17 protein-coding genes are annotated in these 19,066 nt (G+C 30.4%); 10 read left to right on the forward strand and 7 right to left on the reverse strand.

All coding sequences use genetic code 11. The features are described from left to right. Window positions 1-41: 41 nt before the first annotated feature. The 7 genes from KO500_RS07315 (at window position 42) to KO500_RS07345 (ending at window position 7,390) form a co-directional block, all read left to right on the forward strand. The gene (locus tag KO500_RS07315) at window positions 42-1,547 is read left to right on the forward strand and encodes a DEAD/DEAH box helicase (RefSeq protein WP_252732443.1); all 1,506 of its coding nucleotides are present in this window, start codon (window positions 42-44) and stop codon (window positions 1,545-1,547) included. A gap of 6 nt (window positions 1,548-1,553) precedes the next feature. Further along, a complete protein-coding gene (locus KO500_RS07320; RefSeq protein WP_215955869.1) occupies window positions 1,554-2,783 on the forward strand; it encodes a glycosyltransferase in 1,230 nt (409 codons plus the stop codon). 81 nt (window positions 2,784-2,864) lie between these two features. Then, window positions 2,865-3,707 (forward strand): 1,4-dihydroxy-2-naphthoyl-CoA synthase, encoded by an 843-nt coding sequence (locus KO500_RS07325; RefSeq protein WP_215955870.1) that lies wholly within the window; start codon window positions 2,865-2,867, stop codon window positions 3,705-3,707. A 223-nt stretch (window positions 3,708-3,930) separates the two neighbouring features. Next, window positions 3,931-4,545, forward strand: coding sequence for a DEAD/DEAH box helicase (locus tag KO500_RS07330; RefSeq protein ID WP_215955871.1), 615 nt, complete (start codon window positions 3,931-3,933; stop codon window positions 4,543-4,545). Between the two features lie 271 nt (window positions 4,546-4,816). After that, window positions 4,817-5,215 (forward strand): 3D domain-containing protein, encoded by a 399-nt coding sequence (locus KO500_RS07335; RefSeq protein WP_215955872.1) that lies wholly within the window; start codon window positions 4,817-4,819, stop codon window positions 5,213-5,215. Between the two features lie 37 nt (window positions 5,216-5,252). Beyond that, window positions 5,253-5,912 carry a peptidoglycan recognition protein family protein gene (locus KO500_RS07340; RefSeq protein WP_215955873.1) on the forward strand — a complete coding sequence of 220 codons (660 nt, stop codon included), beginning with the start codon at window positions 5,253-5,255 and terminating at the stop codon, window positions 5,910-5,912. Between the two features lie 11 nt (window positions 5,913-5,923). Continuing rightward, a complete protein-coding gene (locus KO500_RS07345) occupies window positions 5,924-7,390 on the forward strand; it encodes a M14 family zinc carboxypeptidase (RefSeq protein WP_215955874.1) in 1,467 nt (488 codons plus the stop codon). A gap of 78 nt (window positions 7,391-7,468) precedes the next feature. Here KO500_RS07345 and KO500_RS07350 read toward each other — a convergent pair whose 3' ends face one another. From KO500_RS07350 to KO500_RS07360, 3 genes are all read right to left on the reverse strand, one after another. After that, window positions 7,469-8,293 carry an OmpA/MotB family protein gene (locus KO500_RS07350; RefSeq protein ID WP_215956049.1) on the reverse strand — a complete coding sequence of 275 codons (825 nt, stop codon included), beginning with the start codon at window positions 8,291-8,293 and terminating at the stop codon, window positions 7,469-7,471. 150 nt (window positions 8,294-8,443) lie between these two features. Then, entirely contained in the window at window positions 8,444-9,550 is a 1,107-nt protein-coding gene (locus KO500_RS07355) for a VWA domain-containing protein (RefSeq protein ID WP_215955875.1), read from the reverse strand. A gap of 314 nt (window positions 9,551-9,864) precedes the next feature. Beyond that, on the reverse strand, window positions 9,865-10,005 hold the full coding sequence (locus tag KO500_RS07360; RefSeq protein WP_215955876.1) for a hypothetical protein: 141 nt from the start codon (window positions 10,003-10,005) through the stop codon (window positions 9,865-9,867). A gap of 487 nt (window positions 10,006-10,492) precedes the next feature. Here KO500_RS07360 and KO500_RS07365 point away from each other — a divergent pair, with 487 nt between their 5' ends. After that, a complete protein-coding gene (locus KO500_RS07365) occupies window positions 10,493-10,936 on the forward strand; it encodes a cold-shock protein (protein WP_215955877.1) in 444 nt (147 codons plus the stop codon). Between the two features lie 71 nt (window positions 10,937-11,007). Here KO500_RS07365 and recQ read toward each other — a convergent pair whose 3' ends face one another. Next, window positions 11,008-13,116, reverse strand: coding sequence for a DNA helicase RecQ (gene recQ, locus KO500_RS07370; protein WP_215955878.1), 2,109 nt, complete (start codon window positions 13,114-13,116; stop codon window positions 11,008-11,010). A gap of 66 nt (window positions 13,117-13,182) precedes the next feature. Continuing rightward, window positions 13,183-14,034, reverse strand: coding sequence for a 23S rRNA (adenine(1618)-N(6))-methyltransferase RlmF (gene rlmF / locus KO500_RS07375; RefSeq protein WP_215955879.1), 852 nt, complete (start codon window positions 14,032-14,034; stop codon window positions 13,183-13,185). 95 nt (window positions 14,035-14,129) lie between these two features. On the opposite strand from rlmF, the gene KO500_RS07380 reads away from it, so the two are divergent. Further along, window positions 14,130-15,479, forward strand: coding sequence for a DEAD/DEAH box helicase (locus tag KO500_RS07380; RefSeq protein WP_215955880.1), 1,350 nt, complete (start codon window positions 14,130-14,132; stop codon window positions 15,477-15,479). Window positions 15,480-15,629: 150 nt separating this feature from the next. Continuing rightward, window positions 15,630-17,183, forward strand: a complete 1,554-nt coding sequence (locus KO500_RS07385; RefSeq protein ID WP_215955881.1) for a DEAD/DEAH box helicase — start codon at window positions 15,630-15,632, stop codon at window positions 17,181-17,183. Between the two features lie 53 nt (window positions 17,184-17,236). Here KO500_RS07385 and KO500_RS07390 read toward each other — a convergent pair whose 3' ends face one another. Both KO500_RS07390 and KO500_RS07395 read right to left on the reverse strand, forming a co-directional pair. Then, a complete protein-coding gene (locus KO500_RS07390; protein ID WP_215955882.1) occupies window positions 17,237-17,920 on the reverse strand; it encodes a LytR/AlgR family response regulator transcription factor in 684 nt (227 codons plus the stop codon). After that, window positions 17,917-18,984 carry a sensor histidine kinase gene (locus KO500_RS07395; protein ID WP_215955883.1) on the reverse strand — a complete coding sequence of 356 codons (1,068 nt, stop codon included), beginning with the start codon at window positions 18,982-18,984 and terminating at the stop codon, window positions 17,917-17,919. The genes KO500_RS07390 and KO500_RS07395 overlap by 4 nt, the downstream gene beginning before the upstream one ends. Window positions 18,985-19,066: the final 82 nt, after the last annotated feature.

Raw genomic sequence — 19,066 nt, forward strand, 5'->3', positions numbered from 1 at the left:
GTAAAAATTGAGAATAAATTTTAACTAAAAGCGCTTTAAGTTTGCAGCAAAAAATCAAAGAAAAGAAGCTTTACGATTATCAACAGAAAGATTTAGATCAGATTTTTAAATATTTTGACGAATCAAATGATGATGTGAATTTGTTATACCAGCTGCCTACTGGTGGTGGAAAAACTGTGGTGTTTTCTGAAATTGCAAGGCGTTTTATAAGAGAGCGCAATAAAAAAGTTGTGGTACTTACCCACAGAATCGAATTAGGTGCTCAAACTTCTAGAATGTTGAATGGTTTTGGTGTAAAAAACAAGATTATAAATAGCAATGTTAAAGAGTTAAAAGACCAAGATGAATATAAGTGTTTTGTGGCTATGGTTGAGACACTTAATAATAGGCTACAAGAAGAAAAAGTTGAAATAAATAATATAGGACTTGTTATTATTGATGAAGCACATTATAATTCATTCCGAAAACTATTCAAATATTTTGAAAATTCAATAATTTTAGGGGTAACAGCAACACCGTTAAGTTCTAATGTTAAACTTCCTATGAAGGATAACTATAAGAAACTTATTATAGGTGAATCCATACAATCGTTGATAGATAAAAACTTTTTAGCAAAAGCAGAAGTTTACAATCGCGATGTTAGTTTAAAGACCTTAAAATTAGGAGTTGGTGGTGATTATACAGTAAAATCATCTGAGGAATTATATGGGAATTTTAGCATGTTAAGTAAGCTTGTTTCTGCTTATGAAGATATTGCAAAAGGTACCAAAACCTTAATTTTTAATAATGGTATAAATACCTCCATTTATGTGTATGAAACTTTTAAAAAAGCAGGTTATAACATTCGTCATTTAGATAATAAAAACAATGCTACGGAGCGTAAAGAAATACTTAAATGGTTTTCTGAAACTCCAGGCGCAATACTTACCTCTGTGAGTATATTAACAACTGGTTTTGATGAACCTACGGTAGAAACAATCATTTTAAATAGGGCAACAAAATCATTAACTTTATACTTTCAAATGATTGGTAGAGGCTCTCGCGTTTTACCAAATAAGGACAAGTTTACAGTGCTTGATATGGGTAACAATGTTGCGCGTTTTGGTATGTGGGATGCTCCTATAGATTGGAAAGAAATTTTCTTGTTTCCAGATTTTTATCTTGAAAATATTAAGAATGATGAAGAAATTGAGCGCAACTTCGTATATGAAATGCCAGATTCTTTAAAAGAGCAATTTTCAAATTCTGCTTCTCTTGAGTTTGATGTGAAAGCGGAATACAAAAAAGTATTTTCTGCAGGTAAAAAATCTAAATTAGTATTAGAGAAAAGTATCAATCAGCATGCTCAAATATGTTTTGAGAATAGTGAAGATGTTTTTGATGCTCGTATTTTGGCTAAACAACTAAAAGACGAGATAGAATACAGAGTACGTTTGTATTCCTATTGTATAATGAATAATACCAAAAATTATAAAGAGTGGTTAGCTGAAGATTATGAACGTAAATTACGTTTGAAAATCTCTCAGAAATTTTCAGATAAGCTATAATATTAAATGCAAAAAGTACTTTTTATAGGTGTTAATTGGCCAGAACCTTCAACAGCTGCGGGTTCTCGAATTATGCAGTTAATTAAAGTCTTTATTACTAATGAGTTTCAAGTAACTTTTTCAAGTACAGCAACTACTTCAAATTTATCTTTTGACTTAGAAAAATTAGGAGTCTCAATGGTTCCTATTCAATTAAACGATGCTGGTTTTGATGTTTTTATAAAAGAATTACAGCCTACTATTGTTGTTTACGATCGTTTTTTAACCGAAGAACAATTTGGTTGGCGTGTTGCTGAAAATGTACCAAATGCATTGCGAATTTTAGATACAGAAGATTTGCATAGTTTGAGAACAGTTAGGGCAGATTTGTATAAAAAAAACATTCCTTTTTCTACAGCTATTTGGTTACAAAGTGATGTTGCTAAAAGAGAGATTGCAAGTATATATAGGTGTGATATTTCTTTAATTATTTCGAGTGTTGAAATGCAGTTGTTGCAAAAACATGTACAACTAGATTCAAGTTTGTTATTGCATTTGCCTTTTATGGAAAAGTCTATTTCTGAGGTTGAAAATAATGAACTATCAACATATGATACTAGAAAAGATTTTATTTGTATTGGTAATGGTAAACATGCACCTAATGTTGATGCTGTTCTATGGTTAAAAAAAACGATTTGGCCGTTAATTAGAAAACAACTTTCAACCGTTAATTTACATATTTATGGTTCCTATTTACCGCAACAAATTATGCAAATGCATAAACCCACTGAAGGTTTTTATGTAGAAGGATTTGCTGATAATTTGAAAGAAACGTTTACTGCTGCCCGAATTAATTTGGCTCCTTTACGATTTGGAGCAGGTCTAAAAGGAAAACTTTTAGATGGAATGCGTTTCGGAACACCAAGCATTACAACGCTAATAGGCGCAGAAGGAATGAGCAAAACAACTTATTTTGATGAGTTTGCTTTTGGTAATGAGGTTGATTTTGCAAATAAAGCTGTTCAAATTTATACTGATGAAATAGCATACAAAAAAGCGCAACAAGTTGGCTTTAAGGTTGTTAATACTGAATATAATAGAACTTTTTTAGCAGAAAAGTTAATAAACACTATTAATAAAGTTCAAAATAACCTTCAAATGCATCGTAATTCAAATTTTATTGGTTCTTTATTAATGCATCAATCTATGCAAAGCACCAAGTATATGTCTCGTTGGATTGAGGCTAAAAACAAATAAGATTCTTTTCAACTTCAATACGCATACTTCATATTTACCCTTTGAATACTTATCTTTAACCCGATAAAGATAAAATATACAATGAGCGATATTAATTGGGAAACGGTAAAAGAATTTGAAGATATAACCTATAAGAAATCTAATGGAGTAGCGCGTATAGCTTTCAACAGGCCAAATGTCAGAAATGCATTTAGACCTAAAACTACAAGTGAGTTATACCAAGCCTTTTATGATGCGCAAGAAGATACTTCTATAGGTGTAGTATTACTTTCTGCTGAAGGACCTTCAACTAAAGACGGAATTTATTCTTTCTGTAGTGGTGGCGATCAAAAGGCTAGGGGGCATCAAGGTTATGTTGGAGAAGATGGTATGCACCGTTTGAATATTTTAGAGGTTCAACGTTTAATTCGTTTTATGCCAAAAGCAGTTATAGCTGTTGTACCTGGTTGGGCAGTTGGTGGCGGACATTCGTTACACGTAGTTTGTGACTTAACTTTGGCGAGTAAAGAGCATGCTATTTTTAAACAAACAGATGCCGATGTTACTAGTTTTGATGGTGGTTATGGTTCTGCTTATTTAGCTAAAATGGTAGGTCAGAAAAAGGCAAGAGAAATTTTCTTTTTAGGACGTAACTATTCTGCGCAAGAAGCTTATGAAATGGGAATGGTAAATGCTATTATTCCTCATGATGAGTTAGAAGATACTGCTTATCAATGGGCTCAAGAGATTTTAGAAAAATCACCAACGTCAATAAAAATGCTAAAATTCGCTATGAATTTGACAGATGATGGTATGGTTGGGCAACAAGTATTTGCAGGTGAAGCAACACGTTTAGCATATATGACTGATGAAGCAAAAGAGGGTAGAAATGCCTTTTTAGAAAAACGTAAGCCAGATTTCGGAAAAAATAAATGGATTCCTTAGTCGCATTGTAAATGCTATAAATAGAAAAAGACCTTTTCAATTAAGAAAAGGCCTTTTTACGAGAACACTATATGAAAATGAAAATTTTTATTTCGTTTTTATTACACTGCTAAGGTACACCGGTTGTTCGTTGTTTTATAACTATTGTTGTGAACAAGCTTAAAGATGTGGTGTATATTTAAAAAGTGTATTTTACTAATAATTATTACGAATAAAACTTTGTATGTCGTTTAAAAAATTAAATCCAGAACTAAAAGAAGCTTTAGCAAATGTTGAAATTACAGAGCCTACTGTTTTTCAAAAAAATATACTTTCTAAAATAAAAGGAGGCGCAAGTTTGTATGGTATTGCACCTGATGGAGCTGGAAAAAGTACAGCTATTGTTATTGCAACTTTACAAAAATTAGAATGCAAAGCTTTTGAAGATGCACCTAGAGCATTAATTTTTGTAAAAGACAAACAAGCAGCTTTAGCCTTAAAAGATGAGTTTGATAAAGTTACTCGTAGGATGGATATTAGAGTTTACTGTGCTTATGATGAGCAAAGTTTAGAAGATCAAAGAGCTGATATTTATGACGGAGTTGATGTTGTAATCGCAACTCCAAAACGATTGAATAAAATATTTTACTTAAACGGAATTAATTTAGCAAAGCTGAAACTTTTTATTGTGGAAGATGCTGAGTTTTTGGTGAAAGCGAGTGCATATTCCGATTTGATTAGAACTCCTGAAAGTCTTGATAAATGCCAGTATATTGTTTTCTCAACAAAGTTTGATGAGCGTATGGAGCGTATGCAAGATATTTTTATGTACAATGCTCAAATTGTAAAAACAAAATAGATCTCACCATTCAAGTTCATATAATAAAAAAGAGCTTTGTCTTGTGAACAAAGCTCTTTAAACGAGAACACTATATGAAAATGAAAAAAATTATTATTTCTTAATTACTTTATAAATGTAGTACTCATACACGCATTCACATAACTATTGTTGTCAATTACTGAATAGTTGTGGTTAACTACTTAATACAGTATATTTAAAACAATAATTTTTGTCTTAGAGGTTTTTTATGAGGTTTAATTGGTGTTGTATTAGTGTTTTATTTCTTTTTATGATTAGTTGTGGACAAAAAGAGAAGGAGCAATTAGATTTAAAAGATTGGATACCATTAGATGTTACGGTAACTGCATATAATACTTTCCCGTCACAAACTACAGCATACGATTCTGATATTGCCGCTTGGGGTGACACTTTAAAACCTGGAATGAAAGCTATTGCGATTTCCCGAGATTTACTACGTAAAGGTTTGGATTACAATACAATGGTTCGTATTGATACTATTCCGGATACATTTTATGTTAAAGATAAAATGCATTTTAAACACCGTAATAAAATTGATATTTTTATGGGAAAGAACAAACAAAAAGCATTAGATTGGGGACGAAGAAAACTTACTATTTTTTATTTTCCTAAAAAAGATAGTCTTACAGTAAAAGATACTGTTCACTGATTATTGTATTTTTAAGTGTCTTTTTTAATCTCAATTTATGTATAAATTATTGCTGTTTATAAGTACGTTGGTGTTTTTTACCTCATGCAATTCGACCAAAACTATAGTCGATAAACCTATTGTTTTTAATGAAGAAAGAAAACAATTAAGTTTAGAATACTTAGCTGAACGTTATGGTTTAGAGCAAAATACCCCTACGATAATTCCTAAAATGATTGTACTGCATTGGACAGTTATACCAACTTTAGAAAAATCTTTTGAAGCGTTTTATAACCCTACATTGCCCAATTGGCGACCAGATATAAATTCGGTTAGTGGTTTAAATGTGTCTTCACATTTTTTAGTTGATCAAGATGGTACAATATATCAATTATTACCAGAGACTACTATGGCTAGGCATGTGATAGGTTTAAACCATTGTGCTATTGGTATTGAAAATGTTGGTGGCACTCACGATTTGCCTTTAACTAGAGCACAATTAAAATCGAATGTTTGGTTAATTAATTATTTAAAATCTAAATATGATATTGAGTATTTAATTGGGCATTATGAGTACACCAATTTTATTGGTCATAAACTCTGGTTAGAAAAAGACGAAAATTATAGAACCGTAAAAGAAGACCCTGGAGAAAATTTTATGAAAAAAGTGAAAAGAGCTACTAAACAATTAAATTTTAAGTCCGTGCCTAAAAAATAATATTTCAATTTATGAAAATAAGAATTACCATTATTACAGTATTGTGTTCAATGTCTTTATTAAGTCAAGAAAAAGACATAACAACTTCTTTGTATGATACTTATGAAAAATATAAAGAAACTTCAATTACAAAAAGAAGAATAAAGCATCAAGATATACAGCCTTTAATTAGTCAATATAAAGGTAAAGAGGGGTATACAGTAAAGAAAGTTGGAGAATCAATAGAAGGACGTTCAATATCATTAATAAGTATTGGTACAGGAGGAACTGATGTTTTTTTATGGTCACAAATGCATGGAGATGAGCCAACTGCGACACAAGCAATATTTGATATTCTAATTTTTTTTGATAGTGATGATTTTAAAACCGAAAAAGAGGAGATACTAAGTAATTTGCGTTTGCATTTTTTACCAATGCTAAACCCTGATGGAGCAGAGGTTTTTCAACGTAGAAATACTTTGGGTATTGATATTAATAGAGATGCTCTGCAATTACAATCTCCTGAAGGTCAAATTTTAAAAAGAGTTCGAGATAGTTTAAATGCAGATTTTGGATTTAATTTACATGACCAAAGTACTTATTATAATGCAGAAAGAACAGCTAAACCCGCAACAATTTCGTATTTAGCACCAGCATATAACTATGAAAAAGATATAAATGAGGTTCGTAGCAATGCAATGAAAATTATTGTTTTTATGAATCGAATTATTCAAAAATACGCACCAGGACAAGTTGGTAGGTATAATGATGATTTTGAACCGAGAGCTTTTGGTGACAATATTCAAAAATGGGGTACAAGTGCTATTTTAATTGAATCTGGCGGTTATGCAAATGATCCCGAAAAACAAGAAATTAGAAAGTTGAATTATGTATCGATACTTTCGGCAATTTATACGATTTCAAATAAAAGTTATGAAGCAATTGCTATTGATGACTATGAAAAAATACCTGAGAATGACAGAAAGCTTTTCGATTTAAAAATAGAAAATATAAATTATCCGCTTTTAGGAAATATTTATAAGATGGATATTGGTATTCAAAGGCCAGAAGTTGATAAAAAGAAACATTCAGACTTTTGGTATAGTAGTCGTATCATGGATTTAGGAGATTTATCTACCTATTACGGTTATGAAACTTTTAATGCTTCAGGTTATACTATTAAACCTGGAAAATTATACCCTACTAAAATTTCATCTTTAAACGAGCTAACAACTATTGATATTTATAGTTTATTGGAAAAAGGGTATTTGTATGTTACTTTAAATACAATCTCGAAAGAAGCTTTGGCTTCGCCAGCACCTATTAATGTAGTGAGTTCAACTTTTGAAACTCCAACAGATTTACGCTTAAATATAGGTGTAAACCCTACATTTTATCTTGAAAAGAATGGTGAGATAGAATATGTTGTTATAAATGGTTTTCTAATAAATGTAAAAGATAAAAAAGGACATTTTTCAAACGCAATGATATTTAGATAGAAAATTGTTGTAATAAAAAAGCGAGATACCTAAATAGTATCTCGCTTTAATAAAAATCAATTTAGTAAAATTTTCTTATTAGTTGTTAGAATCTAATAAGGCAAAGAATTTATCAAGATTAGGAATGATAATTATCTTAGTTCTTCTGTTTTTAGATCTATTTTCTTTAGTATCGTTATCTACTAAAGGCATATAGCTACTTCTACCTGAAGCAATCAATTTTTCAGGAGCTACGTTATATTTATCTTGTAAAATTCTAACTACTGATGTCGCTCTTTTTACACTTAAATCCCAGTTGTCTTGGAACATTTCAGTATTGATTGTTCTAGAATCTGTATGACCTTCAACCATAACTTCCATACTTGGTTCAGAATTAATTACGTCAGCAATTTTTTGTAAAATGTTATTTGCTTTAGTACTTACTCTATAACTACCACTATTGAATAATAATTTATCAGAAATGTTAATCATAACAACAGTTTTGTCAACATTAATATTTACATCATTATCATCGTCAGAGATAGATTTTTTTAAGTTGTAAGATATCGCAACGTTTATAGAATCTTCTAATGTAGTAGCATTTGCTAAAAGAGCAGGATCAACTTTAGCTAAAGTTTCTCTCATTTTGTCTTTTGTGTTATTGCTCATTACAGCTACATCACCCACACTTGTGTATTGAGAATCATTAACATCTTTAAGAGAATTAATTTTCTCATTATACTCAGTTACTCTAGCTTCAATTTTTGACATTTTATCTTCAAGCTCTTCTTTTTCTACTTGCGTTTTAACTAAAGTGCTTTTTGTATCGTTTAAGTCAGACTCTAAAGCCACGTATTTTTTCTTAGAAACACATGAACCCAATGTCATGATAGATAAAACTGCAATTACTGATAATTTCTTCATTTTCATTCTAATTATATTTTAGTTGTTTAAAATAATCAATTGTTATTCTTGGTAATTATTTACGATGAAAAGATTAAAAAAGACGTTTAATTGAAAAAATAAAGGGCTACCAAATTTTGGTAGCCCTTTAATATGTTGATTTATTGTGTGTTATTCGCAACCACCAGTAAAGCCATCCGCATTAAATTTTGTCTGGACTGCACCTTGTTTTGAATTATAAGTTACTTGAATAGCTAAATTATTGTCACCACTTCCATCACGTTTAGGGCTACAATATTCAAAAAGATAATAACTACTTGCTTTTTCTGATACTATTAAAGATATTTCATTAAAGGTATCTTCTAATTCAGCAGTATTACTTGCAAATACACTTGAAGTTTTTCCAATACTTTCTAAAACCTCAGTATCAATCTCACTACCTAAACCAATTGTAAAGTATGAAATGTTTAAATCAGCATCAGCAACAGCTTCAAGAGCGGCTTCTTCAGTATATCGTGAAGCTTGGTCTGTACCATCAGTAAATATTACTATTGATGCGGCACCAATAATTTCATCATCTTCAGTTTCATCAATAAAATCTTCAGCAATGTCAGTAGATTTAATTACAGCACCATATAAATCAGTAGATGGGTCACTACTAATATCATCTGTAATAGAATTAATAGCTGTTGTTAAATCATCAATAGAAGAGGTAAGTTCATTTAGTAAGTGTAATTCATCTTCACCATCAAACCAATAAATAGCCATTTGGGTAGATTCACTCTCCGTTGTAGGCATCACATTATTAATAAAACTAATTGATCCTGTTTTTAATTCATCAAGGCTACTACTTAATACACTATTACTTAAGTCTAATACCAAATAAGTATTGTTTTTAAATATTTGTGAGTTTGATGAGATTCTCGCATATGACTCTGATGCTGATATTGTATTAAAACAATCATCATTCTGCCCTTGTTCATAAATAGTAAAATCATCGGCAGTCAAACCAGAAACAGGGTCGCCATCAGTATCTGATACTCTAAAAAATATAGATACTTTACCTGGTAATGTTGTATATTGGTCTTGTATAGATAAAATAAGTTCACTTTCATCAAGCCCCAGGCAATCATCAACAGTTTCGCCTTCTCCTAAATCTGTTGAAGTACTGCTAGAATCAGAACTGTCCTTAAAAAAAACATCATCTTCTGCATTTCCACAAGAAAATAATGCTACCAACGCTAAAATGTATAGTGGTAATTTTAAATTGAATTTCATAGTCATAAAAATTAATGTTCAAGCGTAACAACGCTATTTTGATTGTAAAATTATAATTGTTTTAGGTATTTACTGTTAAACATTGTTAATAATGTTATCAGTAATATACTGATTGTTTTTAATTACAGAAGTTTAAGCAACAATTATGCCATCAAAATACATTTGAAAATTATGTATGAAAAATAAATTGAAATTGAATTTAGGGTAGTAGGTTTACTTTTTTTAGGGTACAAAATACGAGTTACTACGTTATATATAGTAGAGAGGAATTAATGCTATACTTTAAGTAAAACCCAAAGTATAGCATTTGTATGTTATATTTCTGTCTGTTCTTCTTTTATAGTTTCATCATTCCCGTAGTCTTGAAAAATACCGCAAGAATTCTCTTTTTTAATTAATGAGTTTTCTTTTTTTCTTTTAGCTAATGCTTCAATTTGTGGAGATAAATATGTCATATCCGAATTGTTATAAATAGTTACTTTTCAATTAAAACGATGTCGTTTAAAATATGTTGTATTTTACGTTGCTAATTTAGTTGTAATTTAACTTCTAATCGATGTATTGTTATTTTGTTAAGGATAATTTCACATTTTATTAATTTTGTAACTTATTTCTGTAGTCTAAAAGTTAATTTATAAGAAATTTTTTAGATTGTTTTGTGTGAAAAAGTACGGTTTTTGACTAAAAAATGTATTTTATCTACTAAATTCACATTAATTTGTCAAGCTTAACGTAAACTTTTTTTTATATCAAAAAAAGCTACCTATCTTTGTATCAGTAGAAAAGAGTAAAGAACTCTTATATCTATCTGTTATTGCAAATTCTACCAAAGATTAAAATGACAACCAAAGCGTTGAAGCTAATCTTAGTAGTATATAATTCAATGACTTCACGACAGCTTATCACAAGCGAGTCTAATAATAATTTAAACTTATATTTTTAATGGCGAGAGCACAAGAAACCTTTGGTAAAAAAGAACGAGAAAAAAAGCGTTTGAAAAAACGTGAAGAGAAAGCGAAGAAAAAAGAAATGCGTAAAGCAAGTGGAGAGCAAGATAGCATGTTTGTTTACGTAGATGAAAACGGTCATTTAGTTGACACTCCACCAGATCCAACAAAGAAAGTGAAAGTTGATGCTGAAAGCATAGTTCTTGGTATACCTAAAAAGGAAGAAAGTGACGAAGAAATAGATCCAGTACGTAAAGGACGCGTTGAGTTTTTTAACGAATCTAAAGGTTATGGTTTTATTAAAGATACAGATTCTCAAGAAAAATTCTTTGTACACATTAACGGTTGCTTAGAAGAGATAAGAGAAAATAATATGGTACAATTTGAACTTGAAAAAGGTATGAAAGGTATGAATGCCGTTCGTGTTAAAAAAGTTTAGGTTTTCACCAATTACTTAAAACAAAAAAAGACTGCTTATTAGCAGTCTTTTTTTGTTTGTTAATATAGTCTTTATTCATTCTTTTCAACAACAGCAAGACCTAAGCGGATTTTAAAGTAATCTAATTGTTCTTCAAAATGATCAAAATAAGGTTTTAAAGCAGGCGGACTATCAAGTTCTATTTTAGCTTTTTTAATAGCTTCAACTTCACTTTTAGACACAAAATCGTAAATATTTATAGGTTTCCCTTCCGTATATAATTTTGCAATATGTGAGAAAATAGTAGGTGATTTTAAACCTCGTTTTTCTGCAATTTCATCAATAGACAAACCTTGTTGGTATAACTCGTAAGTGACTTTATGTGTGTCTGCTTTTTTAGATTTTTTCTCATCATTAAAAGCTTTAATTTCATTCATAAACAAATCACCATATACCTCTAGTTTACGTTGACCAACTCCGCTAATTTCTAAAAATTCATTATCAGATTGTGGTCGCTCTGCTTCAATTTCTTGTAGCGTAGCATCATTAAAAACTAGATATGCCGGTATGTTTTCCTCCAATGAAATTTTATGACGTAATTGACGTAAACGTTCATACAAACCACCACTTTTTCTGGCTTTAGTAGTTTTAGTTTTTGGGTTGCCAATTTTCTCAACAATTTCAATTGGTCTTGTTAAAGAAACTTTTGCTCCATTAAAAAGTACATTTTTAGAAAATTCCGTTAATTTCAATGCATTATTATTTTGAAAAGAGATTTCAAGAATACCTTGATTAATTAACTGAATAACATAATGTTGCCAGTCTTTCCATGAAATATCATGACCAATATTATAGGTTTTTACTTTATCTAATCCTTTTTCAAGGATAGTGGCATTTTTAGCACCTCTTAAAATATCAATAACAATACCAATGGCTTCAGTTTCTCTAATTCTAGCAACGGTAGAAAGTGCTTTTTGAGCAATAATAGTACCGTCAAAAACTTGTGGCGGATTTTTGCATACATCACAATTACCACAATTTTCGGCTAATAATTCACCAAAATAACTTAACAATATTTTTCGTCGGCATGTAGTTGCCTCAGAAAATTGCTTCATACGTTCTAGTTTGGCAATTTGCACCTCTTGATTTGTAGCGCCTTCAGTAAATTTTCTCAACTGAATAACATCGGCATAACTATGAAAGAGTAGGGCACTTGAGGTTAAACCATCACGACCTGCACGGCCAATTTCTTGGTAATAGCCTTCAATATTTTTAGGCATATTGTAATGGATAACCCAACGTACGTTAGATTTATCTATTCCCATACCAAAAGCAACGGTAGCACATACAATTTTAGTTATATCAAAAATAAAATCTTCTTGTACTTTGCTACGTTCATCAAAACTCAAACCTGCATGGTATGCTTCAGCCTTTAAACTTTTAGCTTTTAATTTAGTTACTAATTGTTCTGTAGTTTTTCTACTTAAACAATAAATTATACCTGAAGACTTTGGTCTTTTTGCTATAAAACTTAAAATTTGTTCTACACGACCATCAGCTGGGCGAACAGTTAAGCTTATGTTTTGGCGATCAAAAGAAGTAATAAAATGTTTTGCCTGCGGAATGCCTAATTGTTCAACAATATCTTGCCTAGTAGCTTTATCAGCAGTAGCCGTTAATGCAATTATTGGTGTGTTGGGTAAAGTTTTTTTTAAAAAACCTAACTGCTGGTATGAAGGTCTAAAATCATGCCCCCAAGATGAAATACAATGCGCCTCATCAATAGCTATACAACTTATATACGTTTCATTTATAATATTATCTAATGCAGGCATACTTTCTGGAGCTACATAGATTAATTTTAATTCAGCCTTAGTAATTTTAGTAATAATTGCCTGTTGCTCTTCTGCCGATTGACTGCTGTTAAAGTACGCTGCTGCAATACCATTGGCATTACAACCATCAACTTGATCTTTCATTAAAGCAATTAAAGGAGAAACTACTAATGTAGTTTTAGGGAATAATAATGATGGTAATTGAAAGCAAATAGATTTACCACCACCTGTTGGCATAATTACAAGTCCATCTTTTTGTTCTAAAACCGATGAGATAATTTCTTCTTGTTGCGGTCTAAAACTATCGTAACCAAAATATTTTTTTAAGGTTGGTATTAATTCTTTTTTATATTCTACTACGGACATATATTAAATCTAATGGAGTACAAAATTACAGGAATTTTAAAGGCTATTTAAAAGAAGTAATCACGATTAATCAACAAATTGCCATGCAACAAACCTACTTTTTTTATTCCCTTGATTCATATCAATGGTTTTGTAGGTTGCACCAGCTTTTGTTAGCTGTTTGTATATGTTTTTTAAATTTTCACTTTTTGAAACCAAACATGTAAACCAACCGACTTGTTTTTTGAATGAGCAACTTTGTTTGATCATTCTTTTAATAAATAAACCTTCACCACCATTACACCACAATTCATTTGCTTGCCCCCCAAAATTAAGTTTGCTACTCATTTGATTATCAAGATTTTTTACTTTACGTAATGAACCTGTGTTGGCTTCTTTTTCAGAGCTATGAAAAGGAGGATTACACATGGTAAAATCAAAATATTCATTGGTATTAATAATTCCTTTAAACAAATTGGCATTTAATTGTTGATGCCTTATTTCAATATTTTCTTGCAGTTTTTTTGTTGTAGCAATATTTTCATTCGCACTATTTACAGCAGTTTCATTAATATCAGCCCCAACCATTTTCCAATCAAATAGTTGACTTGCCAGAATAGGATAAATACAATTAGAACCAACGCCAATATCTAAACCTTTAATAACTTTAGTAGTGTCTAAAAGATCGTGAATATGATGTAAATAATCCGCTCTGCCAGGTATTGGTGGACACAAATACCCATTAGGAATGTTCCAATCCGTTACTTGGTAATAATGCTTTAAAAGTGCTTTGTTTAGGTGTAATACGGCTAAATTATTTGAAAAATCAATAGTTTTTGTGCTGAAATTATTTACAAAAACGAAATTTTCTAATGGCGTATGTGTTTTGATAAGTGTTTCAAAATCGTAAGAACCGTTATGTATATTGTTAGCGTGCAAATTGTAAATTTATACGGTAAAGATAAGGATGTTGCCTTGTACTGCAATAGCAAACTAGAATAGCATTACCTTTGCAGAAATAAAGTAAAGATTACATGAGTTCTTTTGAAGATTTTGATTTAAAGAAACAGTTGAATTATGCTATTGAAGATTTAGGTTTTAACAAACCTACACCAATTCAAGAGCAATCATTTAATGTAGTAATGTCTGGTAAAGACATTATTGGTATTGCGCAAACAGGTACAGGTAAAACTATGGCTTACATGCTACCAATACTACAAGAATTAAAATTTTCAAAACAAATACATCCTCGTGTTTTAGTATTGGTGCCAACACGTGAACTTGTTTTGCAAGTGGTTGAGAATATTGAAAGTTTTGCAAAATATATTAATGTTCGCGTTTTAGGTGTTTATGGAGGAACAAACATAAATACCCAAAAACAAGCTTGTGCTCAAGGAACCGATATTTTGGTTGCCACCCCAGGTCGTTTGTATGATTTAGCACTTTCAAAAGCAGTAAAGCTAAAAGAGATTAAAAAATTAGTAATTGATGAAGTTGATGTGATGCTTGATTTAGGCTTTCGTTTTCAACTAATTAATATTTTTGAGTTGTTGCCAACTAGGCGTCAGAATATTATGTTCTCTGCAACAATGACTACAGATGTTGACAACCTAATCAATGATTTTTTTACAGGTCCGGAAAAAGTGTCAATTGCAGTTAGTGGTACACCTTTAGATAATATTTCTCAAGAATGTTATGCGGTGCCAAACTTTTATACCAAAGTAAACTTACTAATTCGCTTGTTGAAAGATAAAGACAAGTTTAAGAAAGCTTTGGTGTTTGTATCAAACAAAAGAAGTGCTGATGCACTTTTTGAAGTAGTTGATGAAATATTTAAAGGTGAAGCTTGTGTAATTCATTCAAATAAAACACAGAATTACAGAATGCGTTCTATCCGCCAGTTTGACGAAGGTAAAAACCGTATTTTAGTAACTACTGATGTTATGGCTCGTGGTTTAGATTTAGATAAAATTACACACGTAATTAATTTTGATACGCCAAATTACCCTGAGAACTACATGCACCGTATTGGTAGAACGGGTAGGGCAGAGCACCAAGGTAATTCTATCTTATTTTATACAGAAAAAGAAGAACCATATAAAGATGCTATTGAAAAATTAATGGATTATAAAATTCCATTTAATGAATTGCCAAACACTGTTGAAATATCAGAAGAATTAAGACCTGAAGAGCGCCCTAGAGTTTTTGAACCTGATAACCCGGATTCAGAAACCTTAAAATCAGAAGGTAGTTTTCATGAGAAAAAAGAAAAAAATAAGAAAACAAACCAAGGTGGTTCATACAAACGAATTATAGCTAAAAAGTATAAAAAGCCCAAAACAAAAGGTGATAAAAACTACAATAAACGGAATAAGAAAAAATAAGTTTTTTAATAATTTAATCGGTATTTAATACATAGCATTTTTGTTAAAAGTTTAAATTAATTTTAAATGGTGAAAATCCGTTAGTTTTGTTATATTTTTTTTGTAAACCCTATAAAAGGGGTTAATTTTGTAATTCTAGAAATGGATCATATGACGGAGACAGCAATCGGACTGCAAGATAGAAAAACGGACAAAGAACTTTACAGCTACCAACAAGGAGCTATCAATAAAATATTTGAAAAGTTCGAAACAGCACCTGATAATTATCATTTACTTTATCAATTACCAACAGGTGGTGGAAAAACGGTTATTTTTTCTGAAATGGTGCGTCAATACCTTAAAACCCACAACAAAAAGGTTTTAGTAATGACACACAGGGTCGAGCTGTGTAATCAAACTTCCGGAATGCTTACTAGTTTTGGAGTTCCAAATAAAGTAGTAAATAGTAAAGCAAATTTAGACGATCAAGAAAGATACAGTTGTTTTGTTGCAATGGTTGAAACTTTAAACAATCGTTTAAATGATGATAAATTAGATATTTCTGATATCGGTTTAGTGATTATTGATGAGGCGCACTACAACTCATTTACTAAATTATTTAAGTTTTTTGAAAAGTCTTTTGTTTTAGGAGTTACTGCAACACCTTTGAGTTCTAGTAAAGAGCTCCCGATGAAAGATAATTACGATGAGTTAATTACTGGTGAAACAATTGGTTCACTTATTGAAAATGAATTTTTAGCACGTGCTGAAGTTTTTCAATATGATATGGGACTTACTTCACTAGAAATTGGTTCAAATGGTGATTATACCGTAAAATCTTCTGAAGATTTATATACAAGCCCAGCAATGCTTGATAAAACATTGCAAGCTTATTTAAAACATTCTAAAGGTAAAAAAGCATTAATATTTAATAATGGTATTAATACTTCAATTCAAATATATTACACATTTAAGGCAGCAGGCTTACCTGTTATGCACTTAGATAATACGGCTACAAAAAAGCAACGTAAGCAAATATTACAATGGTTTAAAGAAACGCCAGATGCTATCTTAACATCGGTAAGTATTTTAACCACAGGTTTTGATGAGCCTACTATTGATACTATTATTTTAAACAGAGCAACAAAGTCACTTACGCTTTACTATCAGATGATTGGTAGGGGGTCTCGTATTTTAAATAATAAATCGTCATTTAAAGTTATTGATTTAGGAAACAATTACCACAGATTTGGTCCTTGGGGAGCAGATTTAGACTGGCAGATGATTTTTAAATCGCCAAACTTTTATATGGAACGTCTTCAAAATGATGAAGATATTGAAAGTACTTTCAAACATGAAATGCCTGAAGAAATTCGTGTGCAGTTTGAAAAATCAGAAGAAGTATATTTTGATATAAAACAAGTATATACTGACGCTACTTTTAAAGGAGAATCATCTAAGGTAGTTTTAGAGCGTTCTATTGAACAACATGCACGCATTTGTATTGAAAATAGTGAAGATGTCTACGATGCCTTAGCACTATCAAAAGTACTAGATTCTGATATTGATAATAGAATTGCTAGTTATGCAAAATGTATAAGTAGAAGTACTTTTAACTTTTTAAAATGGTTGAAAGACGATTATAAATCAAAATTAAGTACTTATTTACGTCAGAATTTTGATGAAGTTTTTGAAGAAATTCACGGATACCCTCCAGAGGAATAAAATTTATATAAAAAACAAAAAAGCAGTAAAATTTAGTTTACTGCTTTTTTGTTTTAGAACAATTCTGCTTTTACTTTATCATAATAGCTATCACTAATAGGTATTTTAGTGTCGTTTAAAACTAAATCTCTACCTGTAAGTGAATTAACCTTACTTTTATTTACAATATAAGACCTATGAACGCGAATAAATAGCTCACTTGGAATCGTTTTCTCTAATGATTTTAGTGATTGTAAACTCATTATCTTTTTACCATCTGTATAAAATGTTACATACTCACTATCACTCTTTATGTAGTTGATGTCACTGTATTTAACCTTATGTAAATCGTAACCAGATTTTATAGTAATACTTTCATCAGTATCATTAGGTAATGCATTAGTTTCTACATTAACTTTTTGAACTGCCGTTAAAAATCGGGTAAAAGTAATAGGCTTTAATAAGTAGTCTACAACATTTAATTCATAGCCCTCTAATGCATACTCAGAATACGCAGTTGTAAAAATTATTTTAGTGTCTCCACCAACTATTTTAGCAAATTCAGTTCCTTTAATTTCAGGCATTTGAATATCTAAAAATAGTAAATCTATCTTTTTGGTTTTTAGTACCTGTAAAGCTTCAAGAGGATTTTCAAAATCACCTTCAAGTTCTAAAAAATCAACATCATTAATATAACTTTTGATTAATGCTCTAGCTAATTCTTCGTCATCAATTACTAAACATTTCAATTTTTTCATTCTAAAATTAGTTTTAAGCTTACGCTATATAGTGTATCATTATTTTCAATAAAAAACTCATGTTTGTCAGGATACAAAATACGCAATCTTTTTTTAACATTTTCTAATCCAATACCACCAATTCCGTCTTTATTTACAACTTTTTGTGTTTTACTGTTTTTTATTTTAAAAATTACAGTATTATTTTTTTGCGTGATTTGTATGCTTAAATAAGCTTCTTTTATATGCTCTATATTACCATGCTTTAAGGCGTTTTCTAAAAAAGGAATTAAAAGCATTGGAGCAATTGCTACATTTTCATCATCTATATCAAAATCTGTAGTGATTGGGTATTTTTTACTACTTTTTACAGTAAATAGTTTTATGTAATTTTCTATGTAATTAATTTCTTTTTTTAAAGGTACTTTTGGTTGTTCGCACTCATACAATACATATCTAAGCATAGCTGCTAAATAACTAATACTCTCTTGTGTTTTTTTAGTATTTATAGCAGATAAAGCATAAATATTATTTAGTGTATTAAATAAAAAATGTGGATTAATTTGAGATTTTAAAAGTTTTAATTCCGTAGCTAATTTTTCATTAATATTTTTAATAGTTTCTCTTTCTTTTTGTTGAGCAAAAATTAAGGTTTCTAAAAAAGTACCAATAGTAAAAGAAACGGTTAATAGTAATGAATGTATAAAAAGTGGAGATGGTCCAGCTATAGCTTGTGGGGGAAGTCGTCTTGGTGAATGATCTGGTTGTGGCATATGATCCATACCCCCAATCATTGGATCAGGTAACATATTAGGATCAAAATTTGGTGTTGAAAAAAAATGTTTAAGTATAGAGCTTAGCATTATTATACCTATGAAAAGGCTAAAAAAAGCAACGTATTTTTTATTGAAAAGTAATTTTGGAGCTCCATAGAAAATTAACAGTGCTAAAACTGCTATTTGTACTAGGTAAGCAGTATAGTTTTTTTCAATAAACAGGTTGTTTTTTCCCTCTACAAACCATATTATAACCCAAATTACAAACCATAAAACCACTTGAAATAAGAATCTTTTTGATGCTTTCATATCACAAATTAAAGTAAAAAAAAATCAATTAAGTGTAAAAATATAGCTAGTAAATTCCTTTAAAGTTAACACTCGCTGAATC

It is taken from the genome of Cellulophaga baltica (assembly GCF_018861125.1).
Classification (GTDB): domain Bacteria; phylum Bacteroidota; class Bacteroidia; order Flavobacteriales; family Flavobacteriaceae; genus Cellulophaga; species Cellulophaga baltica_A.

Excerpts from the sequence above, each read along its gene's own strand:
- KO500_RS07335 (WP_215955872.1), top strand. The coding sequence starts at position 4,817 with ATGATTAGTTGTGGACAAAAAGAGAAGGAGCAATTAGATTTAAAAGAT.
- KO500_RS07340 (WP_215955873.1), top strand. The coding sequence starts at position 5,253 with ATGTATAAATTATTGCTGTTTATAAGTACGTTGGTGTTTTTTACCTCA.
- KO500_RS07385 (WP_215955881.1), top strand. The coding sequence starts at position 15,630 with ATGACGGAGACAGCAATCGGACTGCAAGATAGAAAAACGGACAAAGAA.
- KO500_RS07330 (WP_215955871.1), top strand. The coding sequence starts at position 3,931 with ATGTCGTTTAAAAAATTAAATCCAGAACTAAAAGAAGCTTTAGCAAAT.
- KO500_RS07345 (WP_215955874.1), top strand. The coding sequence starts at position 5,924 with ATGAAAATAAGAATTACCATTATTACAGTATTGTGTTCAATGTCTTTA.
- KO500_RS07325 (WP_215955870.1), top strand. The coding sequence starts at position 2,865 with ATGAGCGATATTAATTGGGAAACGGTAAAAGAATTTGAAGATATAACC.
- KO500_RS07395 (WP_215955883.1), bottom strand. The coding sequence starts at position 18,984 with ATGAAAGCATCAAAAAGATTCTTATTTCAAGTGGTTTTATGGTTTGTA.
- KO500_RS07350 (WP_215956049.1), bottom strand. The coding sequence starts at position 8,293 with ATGAAGAAATTATCAGTAATTGCAGTTTTATCTATCATGACATTGGGT.
- KO500_RS07360 (WP_215955876.1), bottom strand. The coding sequence starts at position 10,005 with ATGACATATTTATCTCCACAAATTGAAGCATTAGCTAAAAGAAAAAAA.
- KO500_RS07365 (WP_215955877.1), top strand. The coding sequence starts at position 10,493 with ATGGCGAGAGCACAAGAAACCTTTGGTAAAAAAGAACGAGAAAAAAAG.
- KO500_RS07390 (WP_215955882.1), bottom strand. The coding sequence starts at position 17,920 with ATGAAAAAATTGAAATGTTTAGTAATTGATGACGAAGAATTAGCTAGA.
- recQ (WP_215955878.1), bottom strand. The coding sequence starts at position 13,116 with ATGTCCGTAGTAGAATATAAAAAAGAATTAATACCAACCTTAAAAAAA.
- KO500_RS07320 (WP_215955869.1), top strand. The coding sequence starts at position 1,554 with ATGCAAAAAGTACTTTTTATAGGTGTTAATTGGCCAGAACCTTCAACA.
- KO500_RS07380 (WP_215955880.1), top strand. The coding sequence starts at position 14,130 with ATGAGTTCTTTTGAAGATTTTGATTTAAAGAAACAGTTGAATTATGCT.
- KO500_RS07355 (WP_215955875.1), bottom strand. The coding sequence starts at position 9,550 with ATGAAATTCAATTTAAAATTACCACTATACATTTTAGCGTTGGTAGCA.